This window comes from Haloarcula onubensis (genome assembly GCF_031624605.1).
GTDB lineage: Archaea > Halobacteriota > Halobacteria > Halobacteriales > Haloarculaceae > Haloarcula > Haloarcula onubensis.
Window position 1 is genome coordinate 203,083 of the sequence record NZ_JAMQOS010000004.1, and the last position, 14,440, is coordinate 217,522.

A 14,440-nucleotide genomic window follows, 5' to 3' on the forward strand; every position below is an offset into this window, starting at 1 on the left:
GTCACATCGTTCCCCGATAGTTGCGGGGCGTCTAGTCGAGGACTTCGTCGGCGAACGTCTCCATCGCCGCTGCCGGGTCGTCGGCTTCCAGTCCGACGATGGCGTGGTCCAGCCCGTGCGATTCGAGCCGACCGAAGTACTCCCGGAACCACTCGCTGCCGGCGCGATAGCCGAGATGCAGCGGTTCGGGGTCGGCCGTCGGGTCGTCGGCCAGGGCCACCCGGACGGCGATGGCGAAGGGCTTGTCGGTCGTCCGCTCGCGCCAGCGGTCGATATACGAGGTGAGCGTCGTCTCCGGCAGATGGTAGAACAGCCAGCCGTCGCCGTGCTGGGCTATCCACTCGTCAGACTGGCGGGCGTTCCCCGTCGGCAACAGCGCGAGCGTCTCGGTCGTCGGCTTCGGCAGCACGTCGAGTTCGCCGTCGAGGCGGCCCCAGGACCCCTCGATTTCGGGGAACCCCTCGCGCCAGATTGCTCGCAACGCCGCCATCCGCTCCCGGACCAGTTCGCCCCGTTCGTCGGGGTCGACGCCGAAGGCCGGATACTCCGGGTCACGGTCCCCGGAAGCGACCCCGAGGACGAGGCGACCGTCCGAGAGCCGGTCGACGGTGGCGGCCGACTTCGCGACGTGAACGGGGTGGCGAAGCGGTAGGACGATGCTCGACGTCCCCAGCGCGATGTCGTCGGTGTGGGCGGCCAGATGGGAGAGCAGCGGCCAGGTATCGAAGGCGCCGCCAGCGTCGCCAAAGCGGGGCCAGTAGGTGGGGACATCGCGAGCCCAGAGGCCATCGAAGCCAAGTGACTCGGCGTGGCTCGCCAAGCGGACCTCCTCGTCGACAGGCGGGGTCGATTCGCGGACGCCGGTCAACGGGAGCCCCAGGCCGACGGAGAGCCCGTCGCCGTCGAACAGCCGCCGGTAGCCGGCGTTCTCGTAGCCGCGTCGGGTCATCGGCGGCGATAGCGGTCGGAGACGTATCGGTGCTTGGGTCTCACTGTTTCCTCGTCCGGTTCCATCGACAGGGACTGCGTGCCGAGTACAGTGCGCGCGTCGGTCAGCGTCTTCCACTGAACTCGGCGGTGTCCTCTCGAAGGGGGAACGGGGCCCTCGTCGGGAGAGCGAGTTCGTCCTCACCCTTTTGTCAGTGTGGGATCATTATCTCGTATGGAGAACCTTCGCTGGCCACGAATGACCGAAGACGAACTGACCGCGTTTCTCGGGGACGGCGGAACGGGCGTCATCTCGTTTTCGACGAGTAGCGACGACTCCCCGTACTCCATACCGGTGTCGTACGGGTTCAACAGTGACGTCAAACACTTCCACTTCCGGCTGGCACTCCCGCCCGGGAGTGAGAAGGAAGCGCTCGTCGCTCGGCCGGTTTCTTTCGTCACGCACGACCAGGCGGACGAAGGGTGGCGGAGTGTCGTCGCGACCGGGTCGCTCGAGGACCTGACTGACGAACCCTACGAGTCGAGTGCCATCCAGGAACGATGGGGGGTCGATGTCCCGGTCGTCGATATCTTCGAGGAACCTCCGGAGGACGTCGCCTTCCGAAAGTTCCGTCTGGTTCCCGACCAACTCACCGGCCGCAAACAGATTCGGTCAGAGGAGTGAGCGTCCGCTGTCCGTCGAAGACCGTTGACGGCCGGCAGGCACCCCTGGCAACGCTGTACAGAACGCCCTGGCTCGTGGATTCGCTGTAGCTACTCCCCGTATCTCACACGAGGTCGCTGTCGAACTCTGACGCCTCCAACGGAGGGAGTTCCCTGTGTCCAGTTGGTTCAACTCGAATACGGGCCGACCGACCAGACCGACACTTCCACTGGCGAGCATAGCGCCCCTTTGGAGGAGGACTGAGACACACCCAACTGGATATGTGAGGGAAATATTAGACCAGTGACACGCTGAAGGGGGTAGGAGCTCACGAGAGTTTCCCATCCGATAAAAATACGTTATACATATAAGGTACAGAACAATCCGGTGACAGGTGTTTGGTTCCTGCATATGGCTGCAGGAGATCTAGTGCTGACGGGGTTGATGGCCGTCCTCCTCGTCGGCGTCATCGCGTTACTCACGCGCATCGAGAACTGGCGGTCGTACACGCCGCTGGCCGGAGGTGGGACAGCGACGGGCGAGGACGCCGTCGTCCTCAACCGGGAGAAACCCGCGGGGCTCATCCGCTGGCTGACGACCGTCGACCACAAGGACATCGGACTGCTGTACGGGCTGTACGGTATCATCGCCTTCGCCGTCGGGGGTATCATGGCGGTGCTCATCCGCGTCCAGCTCATCACGCCGGGCGGGGCGATTCTGGGGGCGAACGCCTACAACTCCATCCTGACGAGCCACGGCATCACGATGCTGTTCCTCTTTGGGACCCCTATCATCGCCGCCTTCGCGAACTACTTCATCCCGCTGCTCATCGGCGCCGACGACATGGCGTTCCCGCGCATCAACGCCATCGCGTTCTGGCTGCTCCCGCCGGCGGCACTGCTCATCTGGGCCGGCTTCTTCCTCGCGCCGGTCACCCAGAACATGATTGAACCGGCACAGACCGCCTGGACGATGTACACGCCGCTGTCGGTCGAGCAGGCCAACCCCGGCGTCGACCTGATGTTGCTGGGGCTACACCTCTCGGGGGTCGCCGCGACGATGGGCGCCATCAACTTCATCGTGACCGTCTTCACCGAACGCGGCGAGGACGTCACCTGGGCGAACCTCGACATCTTCTCGTGGACTATCGCCGCCCAGTCGGGGCTCATTCTCTTTTCGTTCCCGCTGCTTGGCTCTGCCCTCGTCATGCTGTTGCTGGACCGGAACCTCGGAACGACGTTCTTCGCGGTGGAGGGCGGCGGTCCGCTGCTGTGGCAACACCTCTTCTGGTTCTTCGGCCACCCCGAGGTGTACATCCTCGTGTTGCCGCCGATGGGGCTGGTCAGCCTCATCCTGCCGAAGTTCTCGGGCCGCAAGCTGTTCGGGTTCAAGTTCGTCGTCTACTCGACGCTGGCTATCGGCGTCCTCTCCTTTGGCGTGTGGGCCCACCACATGTTCTCGACGGGGATGGACCCACGCCTGCGAGCCTCCTTCATGGCCGTCTCGATAGCTATCTCGATACCGAGCGCGGTCAAGACGTTCAACTGGATTACGACGATGTGGAACGGCCGCCTTCGACTGGCCACGCCGATGCTGTTCTGTATCGGCTTCGTCTCGAACTTCATCATCGGCGGCGTCACCGGCGTCTTCCTCGCCGCCATCCCCGTCGACCTGGTGTTGCACGACACCTACTACGTCGTCGGGCACTTCCACTACATCGTCATGGGCGCTCTCGGTTTCGGGTTCTTCGCGGGCGTCTACTACTGGTTCCCGGTGTTCACCGGCCGGATGTACCAGCGCACGCTCGGGAAGGCCCACTTCTGGCTCTCGATACTCGGGACTAACCTGACCTTCTTCGCGATGCTGGCGCTTGGCTATCTCGGGATGCCGCGCCGGTACGCGACCTACCAGTTCGACGGCGCCATCGCGCCGCTGGCACAGGTCAGTACGTTCCACCTGCTGGCCACTGCGGGGGCCTTTATCCTGCTGGTCGGGCAGCTCATCTTCGTCTGGAACCTGCTGCAGTCGTGGCTCGAGGGGCCGAAAGTCGAGGACGGCGACCCGTGGAACCTCGAACGCGACGGGATGCTCGACAAGGAGTGGACCTGGTTCGACCGCAAACTGGAGACGGCCGTCACCGACGGCGGCGAGGACGCGGAGCAATCGACGCTGACCGACGGTGGTGAGCCGAAATCGGACGATTGAGGCGAGGGTCGTCAGAGCGCGGCTCTGACGGTGGTGAGCCGAAATCGGACGATTGAGGCGAGGGTCCGGCCCGGCGGCGAACCGACCGTCGACTGACGCTGCCGGCGGTACTGTTCGAGGTTTCGGTTTCAGTACAGTATCTGAACGACTGCAGCCTGCGGTGTCAAACGCGTTTTGCGATGGTGCTATCGACCGTCCCGACTGGCGTGGGGGCGACCAGGTTCAGTGAACGGCCGGCTCAGCGGCCGAACTGAAGACACCAGTCGGACAGGTTTCATCCGGTGTATCGGTCCGCCGGTACCGACAGATATCGAGCAGTGCCAAACCGTCACCAGGCCTCAGAGGAGCACTCACGCCCGACTGACGGCGACACGTTCACTACATCACCGCCGGAGACGGTGCAGAGAGCTTTGGCTTCGATATCCCGGAAACGGGAGAAGTGACGACGCTGAATACACCCGCTGTGTACGGAAGGGCTCTGAAACCCGTCACAGAACGGGGATTTGAGCGGGGCGGTCCCACCCAAACCGTCTTTGGAGCACGTTACCAAGAGCCAGTATGACGGTCACTCGTGAGGTGGAACTGGAGGGTCACATCATCGACTCCGGGACGATGGGGGCCGCTTTCAGCATCGTCATGGACATGGGCGGCTCCTTCACCGTCGAGGCGTTCGACATCGGCCGACGAAAGGAGGAACCGTCCTACGCTCGCCTGCTCGTCGAGGCCGACGACCCGGAGACGCTGCAGTCCATCGTCCACGAACTCCACCAGCACGGCGCGAACCCGGCCGACCCGACAGACGCGACGCTTGAACCGGCGCCGGCGGACCGGGTCGTCCCACACGGCTTCTACTCCACCACGAACCACCCGACGTTCGTCCGCCACGACGACGAGTGGCTCCCGGTCGAGAACATGGAGATGGACTGTGCTATCGTGGTCGAACCGGCCGACGACGACCGACTGGCGGACGGCTCGGACACCGGCCCGCGGGCGTACACGAAGGTCCTGAACGCCGTGGAGGCGGGCGACCGCATCGTCACGGGCGACAGCGGCATCAGGGTCGAACCGCCGGAGCGGCCCCGCGACGCGGGCGGGACCTTCGGCTTCATGCAGGGCGGCGTCTCCGCGGAACGGCCCTCCGAGTCGACCATCCGGAAGATAGCCACCGCGATGCGTGAGACGAACGAGGCGGGGGGCTCCGTCCTCGCCGTCTGTGGGCCGGCGCTCATCCACTCCGGGGCACGTGAGGACCTCGCCCGCCTCGTTCGCGAGGGCCACGTCGACATGCTCTCGGCCGGCAACGGCTTCGCCGTCCACGACATCGAGCGCGACCTCTATGGCACCTCGCTGGGGGTCGACACGGAGACGCTCGACCACGCCCGCCACGGTCACAAGCACCACATCTACGCCATCAGCGAGGTCATCCGCGAGGGCGGCATCGAGGCGGCCGTCGAGTCGGGCACCATCGAATCCGGCGTGATGTACGAGTGCGTGGTCAACGACCGGCCCTACGTGCTGGCGGGCTCTATCCGGGACGACGGGCCGCTGCCCGACACCATCACGGACGCCGTCGAGGCACAGAACGCCATCCGCGAACAGGCCCACGAGGCCGACATGGTCCTGATGCTGTCGACCCTGCTTCACTCCGTCGCCGTCGGCAACTGCCTCCCATCGACGACGCCCGTCGTCTGCGTCGACATCAACCCCGCGACGGTCACGCAACTGCTCGACCGCGGGAGCGCACAGGCCGTCGGGATGGTCACCGACGTCGGTACGTTCGTCCCGCTGCTGGCAGAGACGCTCGCGGAAGACGCCTAGACTCGGCCCGCCGCGACCGCCCGCTCGCGGACAGGGTAGACTCGCTGGTACGTAGCCGGTGACGACACCGGAACCATCGGACGGGAAACTCGTATCACGCACTCTTTTCAATCGAGTGACTAGTGGGGCCATGGTCACACGGTCCGACGCCCTCGACTTCGGCAAGCGAATCGCCTCGGACTTCTCGGAGAAGAACGTGTCGTTCATGGCGGCGGCCCTCGCCTACAACGCCTTCATCTCGCTGGCGCCCCTGCTACTGCTCCTGTTTCTCCTCTTTACCACCGTCGGCGTCGAGCTGGAGAGCCAGCTGGTCCAGAGCGCCATCGCCTGGCTGCCGGGCCCGATAGCCGAAATCGTGACCCAGGTGTTACGGGGCGGGGGCAACGGCGTGAGCGCGTCGGTCATCGGGCTGCTCGTGCTGATATGGGGGTCGCTCAAGATATTCCGCGGGCTCGATACGGCGTTCTCCGAGATCTACGAGACCACCGGGACCTCGTCGCTCGTCGATAAGTTCCGCGACGGACTCGTCGTCCTCGTCGCGCTCTCGCTCGCGCTCGTGGCGATGGTCGGGTCGAGCGTCGTCCTCGGGGCGCTCACCGACCAGATTCCCTACAGCCAGTGGCTGACGCCGGTGGCGCTGCTCGCCGGCCTCGTCGTCGCGTTCTACCCGATTTACTACGTGTTTCCCGACGCCGACCTCGGCGTCCGCGACGTCCTCCCCGGCGTCGTCCTCGCCGCCGTCGGCTGGGGGGCGCTACAGGGGCTCTTCCAGGTCTACCTCTCCGTCTCCGACCCGAGCGCGGGGAGCTTCTTCGGGGGCGTCATCGTCGTGATTACGTACCTCTACTTCTCGGCGCTCGTCCTCCTGCTCGGGGCCGTGGTCAACGCGGCCGTCGGCCACCACTCGCTGGGTGGTCCCGGCGGGGTCGGCCGAGCGAGTTCGCACTTCACTACCGAGCGGTCGGAGTCGTTCGACGACGCCGCACTCGCGGCCTTCCTCGCGGACCTCCGAACCGAGTTGCTGACCGAGCGGGGCACCCACCGGCGCACGGACATGGTCGGGCCGCGCCCGAAACCGACGGGTGACATCGAACTCGTCGAGGAGTCGACGACAGAAGGCGAGGAAAACGAGTGGATGGTGACGCTCCGCTGGCAGTTCTCGGACGACGAACTGGTCGACTATCTGGCGACCCGCAAGGAACCGGAAGCGGACGCGACTGCCGACACCGACCCGGTCGCGAGCGAGTCCCAGTCCGGCGACTGAGGTCAGACCCCTTCGAGGTCCGAGCGGTACTCGTTGATGGCCGCGTCGGCCTCGTCGATAGCGTCGGCCACGTCGGCCCCGTCGCCGCTCCCGAGGTCGTTCAGCGCCGACTGGATGCGGGCGAGCCGTCCGTGGTCGGGGCCACGGTCGGCGGTCGACAGGCGCTCTAGCTGACCGGCGAGGTCCGCGAGGCGGTCGCTGGCGTCGGCGTCTCCGGTGTCCGCGGCGGCCGATTCGAGCAGGTCGCTGGCTGTCGCGAGTTCTTCGCGCGTCATAGCGTGGTGTTCTTGGAAGCGATGTAAATCAGTTCCTCTGGTGGGGGTTCCTGCACCTATCTGTGATGTCGGCGGCGGTCCGTCTCGGTGGCTCTGGCGCTTGCGACGGCCCTCACCCGACGACACGCCCCACATCCGGGGCCGAGGCTTCCCGGTGCCACAGTCAATGATGACGGCAATGATTTCCTATATATGGCCCCGTCACACTTGTGGCGGGTCCGACTCACGGCCGGATAGCCGACTCTCGAATCGCCGTCTGCGGGTCTCCGCCGGTAAGCGACGCATACCCCGAGCGACGGGATGGGGCCTGGTGTTCAGACGGCCGCGAGAGCGAGCATCTCTGGAGTAAACAAGCCCGTCTCGTAACGACTACCGCACTTTCCGTAGCCACCCGGATAGTACCTGGTGCAAACTGTTAACCCGCTATTTCCGGACCAGTAGGACGATGTATCCGCCGGGTCACGTTGGGCTTACCGCGCTGCTGTTCGCGCCGGTCGTGTGCTGGTTCCGGCTTCGCGGTCGCCGGGAGGCCGCGAGAGAGTGTCTGCAGGTGGGGGTCGCGCTCTCCCTCCTGCCCGACGCGGATAAACTGCTCCCCGGGCTGGTCCACCGCGGCATCACGCACACGTTACTTGCGGCCGTGGTCGCCGGAGCCCTCGTAGCGGTGGGATTCCGACTCGCCAGACCGCACTCGCCCGGCCTCGGAGGGGAGTCAACCGTCGTCTGTTATCTCGTCGGCGTGGCCGGTGTCGTCAGTCACCTCGTTGGCGACATCATCACGCCGATGGGTATCCGGCTCCTGTTCCCCGGGTCGCGGACCGTCTACTCCCTCGACGTGGTACGTGCCAGCTCGCCGACGGCGAACATGCTGCTGGTCGTCGGCGGTACCGCGGCGCTCCTGTGTACATACAGCGTCTCGGCCAGCGGACCGACGGTCGACGACACTACTGCGGACGAGTCGGCCGCCGGGCGCGCCCTCTCCAGCCGACGGTAGTTCGCGGGCGGGACGAGCGCGTGGGAGACGGCGACCCGGGGCGGGGTTCGGCGCCTGCCAACCGACCCCCTATGCCGGTCGCGGCCCTACCGACGGTCAGATGGACGCGACCGAACGACAGCACGACCTCGAAATCTCTCGCATGGAATACGACGACGGGTGGACGGTAGCCGCCGACCTCCGCCCGCTCGCCGACGACGAGGTGACCGTCGAACTCATCGACGACACGGCCGTCGTCGCCGTCGACACGCCGATGCTGCGGACCGAAATCGACATCGACTTGCCCGACGACGGGGGAACCGCGTCGCTACGGAACGGCGTGCTCGTCGTCGAAGGCTCCGCGTAGGGCGACTTTCCGGCTTCCGGTGACCGACTGCCTGCACCGCCCCAACTCCACAAGAGATTTCACTCGCTTGGCGGTAGCTCTCTCCAATGACAACGCCGCCGGAGAAGCTACCGACGCTCAGTGGTTCCGTGCCGCCGGTACGGGAGTGGGCGCGGACGTTCGCTATCGGCATCTGCATGGGGAGCGCCGACGCCGTCCCGGGCGTCTCGGGCGGGACCATCGCGCTCATCGCCGGCATCTACGGGCGGCTCATCGCGATGATAAACGCCATCACGCCCGACCGAATCGCGACCTTCCTGCGGTCGCTGACGCCGCTCGACGGCGGATTCGACTTCCGGGGCGCGCTGTCTATCTTCGACGAGATAGACGGCTGGTTCGGGCTGGCGCTGGCCGCGGGGGTCGGGACCGCCGTCGTGCTGGTCACCCGGGCGGTTCACTTCCTGAACCAGGCGTACCCGACGCTCCTGTTTGGCTTCTTCTTCGGCCTCATCGCCGCCTCGGCGGTCGTCCTGCTCCGGGAGCTCACCGTCGACTCCGCGTTCCCGGTGGCGGCGGGCGTGGTCGGTTTCACCATCGCCTTCCTGCTGTCGGGGCCCACTCCCTTCCTCGCGAGTCACGCGCTCGTCGTCGTCTTCGTCGCCGGCGCGGTCGCTGTCAGCGCGATGATACTCCCCGGTATCTCGGGGTCGCTCTTGCTGGTCATCCTCGGCCAGTACACGTTCATGTCGGACACGCTCAGTCGGTTCGTCGACGGCCTGCTGTCGGCCGTGACCGGGGCGCCGAGCGGGTCGCTCGTCGACGACGCCCTCGTCGTCGCGACGTTCATCGCCGGCGGACTCGTCGGCCTGTTCACCGTCTCACGGGTCGTCCGCCGCGCGCTCGACCGCAACCGACGGGCGACGATGGCGTTCCTCGTCGCGCTCGTCGTCGGCGCCCTGCGCGCGCCCGTCCAGGAGGTCGGGAGCGAGGTCGGGTTCTCAACCGACGTGATTCTCGCGTTCGCCGCCGCGGCGCTGGTCGGGAGCGTCTTCCTGCTGGTGCTTGACTGGTACGCCGTCGACCTCGACCTGGACTCGGTGTAGCTCGGCGGCCTCATCCTCGCACAAAGCACTTAGGACCGCTTGCCGACCGCTCGGTATGGACCGTGGCTACTGGCTCCTCGCCGGGTGTGCGCTGACCCTCGCGGTCGGCGGTTTCGGCGCGTACGCCATCTTCGCCGGTCAGAACACCCACAGTAGCGCCGCGTACCTCGATGTCGACACGGCCGACGGGAACGTCTCCGGGAACGAGACCGTCGCGTTCGATGACCTCTCGCCGGCCCAGCAGGAGGTTTTCGAGCGGGCGCGAAACAGTACGGAGATGGTCGACATCCCGCCCGACACAGACTACGTGGTCTTCGTCGACAACCACTACGTCCGGTACCGGAACCGGACCTACCAGGTGGCCGTCGCCGTCGGGAACTAATCAGACGGGTTATCTCCGGATACACCGACCAGGGGTCGGCGCGTACCGGGTAACTCGCTACGAGAAACCGTTCAGAACCCGAACGCCCGGCGGTACTGGGGCGGCCCCTCGATTTCGTCGGTGGCGTCCAGCGCCCGGGCCGCGTGGAGGGCGAAGTAGGGGTCACGGAGGTGTTCGCGCCCGACGATGGCCAGGTCAGCCCGGTCGTTGGCGACGACGGCCTCGGCCTGTTCGGGCGTTGTGATACCGCCGACAGCGCCGACGGCGATATCTGCCGACGCCTCCTCCCGGATGCGCTCGGCGTAGGGGAGCTGGTAGTTCGGCCCGGTCCGCTCGGGGCGGGAGTTCGGGTGGATGCCGCCGCCGCTCACGTCGATTAGGTCCGCGCCCACCTCGGCCAGGTCGCCGGCCAGTCGAACCGAGTCGGCGACGGTCCAGGACGCCCGGTCGGGGAGCCAGTCGGTCGCGGAGATGCGCACGAAGACCGGCTTCCCGTCCGGCCAGACCTCACGCACCGCGGCGGTGACCTCGCGCGCGAGTCGCGTCCGGCCCTCGAAGTCGCCGCCGTAGTCGTCTTCCCTGTGGTTGGTCACCGGCGAGAGGAACTCGTGCAGCAGGTAGCCGTGTGCGGCGTGGACCTCGGCGACTTCGAACCCGGCGTCGCGGGCGCGCTCGGCCGCGTCGCGGAACGACTGGACGACGGCGTCGATGTCGTCCACGTCGAGCCGGTGGGTCGCCGGTGGCTCGTCCTCGTAGGGCCAGGGCTCGCCGCTCGGGCCGACGACGTCCCAGCCACCGTCGCCGGGCTGGAGCGGTTCGTGACCCGCCCACGGCCGACTCGTCGACGCCTTCCGACCGGCGTGGGCCAACTGGATGCCGGGGACGCTCCCCCGCTCGCGGACGAACTCGGCGATGGGTTCGAGCGCCGCGGCCTGCTCGTCGGTCCAGATGCCCAGGTCCTCGGGGGAGATGCGGCCGCGGGCCTCGACGGCCGTGGCCTCCGTCATCACGACCCCGGCGCCGCCGACGGCGCGGGAGGTGAGGTGGGTCCGGTGCCAGTCGGTCGCGACGCCGTCGCGGGCCTCACAGGAGTACTGACACATCGGGGAGACCATCACGCGGTTGGGTATCGTCGTCTCGCGGAGAGTCACGGGGGTAAACAGGGCGGCCATCGGCGACAGTTCGCCCGCGCGTCTGATAACCGCCGGGGTATCGGAAACGCCGTCACCGCCAGACGGCGCCGCCCAGCCGCGTCTCCGAGAGGTCGAAGTCGAAGCGCTCGGTCTTGAGCAGCCCAGCCCCAAGCAGCGCGGCCAGCGCGACGGGAAGCCAGTTCGCGTAGAAGAGGTTGATACCGCCCCACAGCAGGACGAAACTCACCAAGTCGTCGAGCATGAACTCGCAGTCGTCCAGCCGGCGGCGCAGGCCGGCGCGGTCGAAGCCGAGGTCGAAACAGAGGACGGCCACCGCGCCCGACAGCAGCCACCCGAGGTAGTTCGACCACGGGACGCCGTAGAACCCCCCGGACTCGTATATCCAGAAGCCGATGGCGACGGCGCCGGGGTCCAGCACCAGGTCGACCAGGATGACCGTCGCGAGCGTCGCCGGGAGTCGCAGCGGCGCCGAGTTGGCCCGCTCGCCAAACAGCAACAGGACAAGCAGATAGGCGTTGAGGACGAGCGGGAAGAAGAAGACGGGCAGGCCAAGGGGCACCTCGCCGAACAGCATCGGCCCCAGGTCGACGCCGTAGGCGAACTCGCCGTAGGGCCAGCCGGTGCGCACGCCGACGAGTTCGATGGCGTAGGCGTACAGCGTCAGCGCCGCGAGCGCGGCCGTCGCCCTGCGGTCTAACAGCGGTGCGACGCCGGCGACCAGCGGCAGGCGCATGACCAGCGTCCCGAACAGGACGAAGAAGGGGTTGAACGCGAGTGGTGGCGGCAGCAGTCCCTCGGCGCTCGCGAGCAGCGTCACCGCGCCGACGAGGGGGAAGACGACGGCGATGGTAAAGCGGTTCTCGCGGACCAGCGCGTCGAGTCGGGCGGCCACCTCGTGGCGGTCCTCGGGCACCGTCCAGCCCGCGACCCCGTCAGCCATACAGCATCACCCACAGCCCCACGAGGGTGAACGTCATGCCGACGAGCGTGTTGATGGCCGGATACCACCAGTAGGCCTCGTCGATGTCGACGCCGGCGGCGAGGATGCCAAAGACGAGTCCCGGGTAGACGAGCAACAGCAGCCCGAACACCCAGTGGGTGTAGGTGAAGACGAACGCGGCCGAGAGCCAGCACATCACGCAGTAGTAGTAGGTGTTGGACTCGCCCAGGAACGTCGCCGTCGTCTCGATGCCGGCCTCGCGGTCCGGTTCGATGTCCGGAATCGCGGAGAAGGTGTGCATCCCCATCGTCCAGAGCCACGCGCCGGCGACGGCGCTCGCGGGCGGGGCCACCCCCTCGACGGCGGCGTAGGCGACGACGCCCGGCAGGATGTAGAGCCCGTTCGACAGCGAGTCCAGAAACGGCGTCGTCTTGAACCGCAGCGGCGGGGCGGAGTACTCGACGGAGAGGGCGGCCCACCCCAGCAGCGCGGCGACGCCAAGCGGCGGGAGCCACGGGAGGAAGCCGGCGGCCAGCAAGCCAGACGCGACGATTGCCGCGACGACGACGCGGTCCCCGCGGTAGCTGACCTCGCGACCCTCGTCTTTCTTCGGGTTGTCCTGGTCGATGTCCCGGTCGAAGACGTCGTTGACGCCGTAGAGGAAGACGTTGGCCGGAATCGTGAAGTACAGGAAGAGCGCCACGGAAAGCGGCGAGAACAGCTCAGCCGGTCCGTCGGCCGCGTACGTCACCGCCACCACGACGGGGCCGCCCTGATAGAGCCAGAACCGGGGCCGGGAGAGCCAGAACAGGTAGCCCGGCCGGCTCTCCTCGCTCGGTAGCACGCTGGTCAGACGGTCCGTCACGGTGCTCATTCGTGCTCGTCGATGAGTCGCTTGGCCGTGTGTTCGCCGCTGATGAGACACATCGGGACCCCGACGCCGGGCGTCGTGAAAGAGCCCGTGAAGTAGAGCCCGTCGACGGCCGACGAACGGTTGTTCGGACGCAGCAAGGCGGTCTGGCGCAGGGTATGGGCCAGCCCGAGCGCCGTGCCCTCGGTGGCGTTGTACCGCTCGCCGAAGTCGGAGACGGCGAACTGCTTCTCGTAGACGATGCGGTCACGGAGGTCGACGCCGGTGTGTTCGGCGATGTCTGCGAGTATCTTCTCGCGGTACTCCTCGCGGATGGTGTCTTCGTCGTGTAACCCGGGCGCGATGGGGACCAGCACGAACAGGTTGGAGTGGCCTTCCGGTGCGACGGAGGGGTCGGTCTCGCTGGGGACACAGAGGTAGTAGGCCGGCTCGTCGGGCCACTCGGGTTCCTCGAAGATATCGTCGAAGTGGGGGTCCCAGTCGGTCGGGAGCACGAGGGTGTGGTGGGCAAGTGGGTCCACGTCGCCCTCGACGCCCATGTACATGAGGAAAGCGGAGGGCGCGTACGTCTTCTTCTCCCAGTACTCGTCGTCGTACTGGCGCTCGTGGTCGGGGAGCAGTTCCCGCTCGGCGTGGCCGTAGTCCGCGTTGACGACGACCTCGTCGGGGTGGTACGTGTCGCCGTGGACCGTCTCGACGAGAAAGCCCTCCTTCCGCCGGGATATCTCGGTCACCTCGCTGTCGGTCTCGTAGGTCACACCCATCCCCTCGCCGAGTTCGACCAGCGCGTCGACGACGGCGGCGATGCCCCCATCGGGGTAGTAGACGCCGAGGTTGAAGTCGACGTGGCTCATCATGTTGTAGAGCGCGGGCGTGTTCTTCGGCGAGCCACCCAGGAACACGAGCGTGTACTGCATTATCTGCTGGAGTTTTGGGTGCTGGAAGTAGTCGGAGACGTGGCCTTGCATCGTGCCCAGCAGTTGCAGGCCGATGGGGGCGGCGGTCATCACGTCCAGGTCGACCCAGTCCCGGAGCCGCGAGCGGTCCTCGTAGACGAACTTCTCCATCGCCGTCTCGTAGTGGGTCTCGCTGGTGTCGAGGTACTCCTCGAAGGCCTCGCCCGCGCCGGGCTCGTACGATTCGAACAGCTCGCGCATCTCGTCGTTGTTCCCGGTCACGTCGAGCCGGTCGCCGTCCTTGAAGAAGATGCGGTAGTGGGGGTCCAGTCGTTCGAGGTGGTAGAAGTCCTCTGGTTCGTGCCCGAAGTACGCGAAGAACCGCTCGAACACGTCGGGCATCAGATACCAGGAGGGGCCCATGTCGAACGTGAAGCCGTCCGCTTCCAGCCGGGAGGCGCGCCCCCCGACCTGTTCGTTTTTCTCCAGGACGCGGACGTCCGCGCCGGCGTCGGCCAGATAGCAGGCCGCCGAGAGGCCACCGAACCCACCGCCCACCACGACAACCTCGTCTCCGGACAGGTCACTCATTGTTGCTCTCTCGGGCCCGGAGCGACAATAA

The 14,440-nt window shown here is 66.7% G+C and carries 14 protein-coding genes; 8 read left to right on the top strand and 6 right to left on the bottom strand.

Translation table 11 applies throughout. The features are described from left to right. Positions 1–31: 31 nt before the first annotated feature. Positions 32–949 (bottom strand): LLM class oxidoreductase, encoded by a 918-nt coding sequence (locus tag NDI86_RS13080; RefSeq protein ID WP_310900882.1) that lies wholly within the window; start codon positions 947–949, stop codon positions 32–34. Positions 950–1,162: 213 nt separating this feature from the next. Between NDI86_RS13080 and NDI86_RS13085 the strand changes: the two genes are divergently transcribed. The 4 genes from NDI86_RS13085 to NDI86_RS13100 all read left to right on the top strand — a co-directional run bounded on the left by NDI86_RS13085 (position 1,163) and on the right by NDI86_RS13100 (position 6,878). Beyond that, the gene (locus tag NDI86_RS13085; protein ID WP_310900883.1) at positions 1,163–1,612 is read left to right on the top strand and encodes a pyridoxamine 5'-phosphate oxidase family protein; all 450 of its coding nucleotides are present in this window, start codon (positions 1,163–1,165) and stop codon (positions 1,610–1,612) included. A gap of 390 nt (positions 1,613–2,002) precedes the next feature. Next, a complete protein-coding gene (locus NDI86_RS13090) occupies positions 2,003–3,796 on the top strand; it encodes a cytochrome c oxidase subunit I (protein WP_310900884.1) in 1,794 nt (597 codons plus the stop codon). A gap of 558 nt (positions 3,797–4,354) precedes the next feature. Further along, positions 4,355–5,614, top strand: coding sequence for an ornithine cyclodeaminase, nickel-pincer nucleotide-dependent (locus tag NDI86_RS13095; protein WP_310900885.1), 1,260 nt, complete (start codon positions 4,355–4,357; stop codon positions 5,612–5,614). A 130-nt stretch (positions 5,615–5,744) separates the two neighbouring features. After that, a complete protein-coding gene (locus NDI86_RS13100; RefSeq protein ID WP_310900886.1) occupies positions 5,745–6,878 on the top strand; it encodes a YihY/virulence factor BrkB family protein in 1,134 nt (377 codons plus the stop codon). A 2-nt stretch (positions 6,879–6,880) separates the two neighbouring features. On the opposite strand, the gene NDI86_RS13105 is transcribed toward NDI86_RS13100, so the two are convergent. Beyond that, a complete protein-coding gene (locus NDI86_RS13105) occupies positions 6,881–7,153 on the bottom strand; it encodes a DUF7553 family protein (protein WP_310900887.1) in 273 nt (90 codons plus the stop codon). A gap of 445 nt (positions 7,154–7,598) precedes the next feature. On the opposite strand from NDI86_RS13105, the gene NDI86_RS13110 reads away from it, so the two are divergent. The 4 genes from NDI86_RS13110 to NDI86_RS13125 all read left to right on the top strand — a co-directional run bounded on the left by NDI86_RS13110 (position 7,599) and on the right by NDI86_RS13125 (position 9,957). Beyond that, positions 7,599–8,147: a metal-dependent hydrolase gene (locus NDI86_RS13110; protein WP_310900888.1), complete on the top strand. Its 549-nt coding sequence runs from the start codon at positions 7,599–7,601 to the stop codon at positions 8,145–8,147. Between the two features lie 100 nt (positions 8,148–8,247). Continuing rightward, positions 8,248–8,493, top strand: a complete 246-nt coding sequence (locus NDI86_RS13115; protein ID WP_310900889.1) for an Hsp20/alpha crystallin family protein — start codon at positions 8,248–8,250, stop codon at positions 8,491–8,493. 86 nt (positions 8,494–8,579) lie between these two features. Further along, positions 8,580–9,575 (top strand): DUF368 domain-containing protein, encoded by a 996-nt coding sequence (locus tag NDI86_RS13120; RefSeq protein WP_310900890.1) that lies wholly within the window; start codon positions 8,580–8,582, stop codon positions 9,573–9,575. A 55-nt stretch (positions 9,576–9,630) separates the two neighbouring features. Continuing rightward, positions 9,631–9,957, top strand: coding sequence for a DUF7979 domain-containing protein (locus NDI86_RS13125; protein ID WP_310900891.1), 327 nt, complete (start codon positions 9,631–9,633; stop codon positions 9,955–9,957). A gap of 71 nt (positions 9,958–10,028) precedes the next feature. Here the strand turns inward: NDI86_RS13125 and NDI86_RS13130 are convergent, their stop codons facing one another. From NDI86_RS13130 to crtD, 4 genes are read right to left on the bottom strand one after another with little or no spacing between them, the layout of a single operon-like run. Then, positions 10,029–11,129 carry an NADH:flavin oxidoreductase/NADH oxidase gene (locus NDI86_RS13130; protein WP_310900892.1) on the bottom strand — a complete coding sequence of 367 codons (1,101 nt, stop codon included), beginning with the start codon at positions 11,127–11,129 and terminating at the stop codon, positions 10,029–10,031. 52 nt (positions 11,130–11,181) lie between these two features. Then, positions 11,182–12,051 carry a bisanhydrobacterioruberin hydratase gene (gene cruF, locus NDI86_RS13135; RefSeq protein ID WP_310900893.1) on the bottom strand — a complete coding sequence of 290 codons (870 nt, stop codon included), beginning with the start codon at positions 12,049–12,051 and terminating at the stop codon, positions 11,182–11,184. Then, positions 12,044–12,925 (bottom strand): prenyltransferase, encoded by an 882-nt coding sequence (locus tag NDI86_RS13140; protein WP_310900894.1) that lies wholly within the window; start codon positions 12,923–12,925, stop codon positions 12,044–12,046. The genes cruF and NDI86_RS13140 overlap by 8 nt, the downstream gene beginning before the upstream one ends. Beyond that, on the bottom strand, positions 12,922–14,409 hold the full coding sequence (crtD, locus tag NDI86_RS13145) for a carotenoid 3,4-desaturase (protein WP_310900895.1): 1,488 nt from the start codon (positions 14,407–14,409) through the stop codon (positions 12,922–12,924). The genes NDI86_RS13140 and crtD overlap by 4 nt, the downstream gene beginning before the upstream one ends. Positions 14,410–14,440 lie beyond the last annotated feature (31 nt).

Excerpts from the sequence above, each read along its gene's own strand:
- NDI86_RS13080 (WP_310900882.1), bottom strand. The coding sequence starts at position 949 with ATGACCCGACGCGGCTACGAGAACGCCGGCTACCGGCGGCTGTTCGAC.
- NDI86_RS13085 (WP_310900883.1), top strand. The coding sequence starts at position 1,163 with ATGGAGAACCTTCGCTGGCCACGAATGACCGAAGACGAACTGACCGCG.
- NDI86_RS13090 (WP_310900884.1), top strand. The coding sequence starts at position 2,003 with ATGGCTGCAGGAGATCTAGTGCTGACGGGGTTGATGGCCGTCCTCCTC.
- NDI86_RS13095 (WP_310900885.1), top strand. The coding sequence starts at position 4,355 with ATGACGGTCACTCGTGAGGTGGAACTGGAGGGTCACATCATCGACTCC.
- NDI86_RS13100 (WP_310900886.1), top strand. The coding sequence starts at position 5,745 with ATGGTCACACGGTCCGACGCCCTCGACTTCGGCAAGCGAATCGCCTCG.
- NDI86_RS13105 (WP_310900887.1), bottom strand. The coding sequence starts at position 7,153 with ATGACGCGCGAAGAACTCGCGACAGCCAGCGACCTGCTCGAATCGGCC.
- NDI86_RS13110 (WP_310900888.1), top strand. The coding sequence starts at position 7,599 with ATGTATCCGCCGGGTCACGTTGGGCTTACCGCGCTGCTGTTCGCGCCG.
- NDI86_RS13115 (WP_310900889.1), top strand. The coding sequence starts at position 8,248 with ATGGACGCGACCGAACGACAGCACGACCTCGAAATCTCTCGCATGGAA.
- NDI86_RS13120 (WP_310900890.1), top strand. The coding sequence starts at position 8,580 with ATGACAACGCCGCCGGAGAAGCTACCGACGCTCAGTGGTTCCGTGCCG.
- NDI86_RS13125 (WP_310900891.1), top strand. The coding sequence starts at position 9,631 with ATGGACCGTGGCTACTGGCTCCTCGCCGGGTGTGCGCTGACCCTCGCG.
- NDI86_RS13130 (WP_310900892.1), bottom strand. The coding sequence starts at position 11,129 with ATGGCCGCCCTGTTTACCCCCGTGACTCTCCGCGAGACGACGATACCC.
- cruF (WP_310900893.1), bottom strand. The coding sequence starts at position 12,051 with ATGGCTGACGGGGTCGCGGGCTGGACGGTGCCCGAGGACCGCCACGAG.
- NDI86_RS13140 (WP_310900894.1), bottom strand. The coding sequence starts at position 12,925 with ATGAGCACCGTGACGGACCGTCTGACCAGCGTGCTACCGAGCGAGGAG.
- crtD (WP_310900895.1), bottom strand. The coding sequence starts at position 14,409 with ATGAGTGACCTGTCCGGAGACGAGGTTGTCGTGGTGGGCGGTGGGTTC.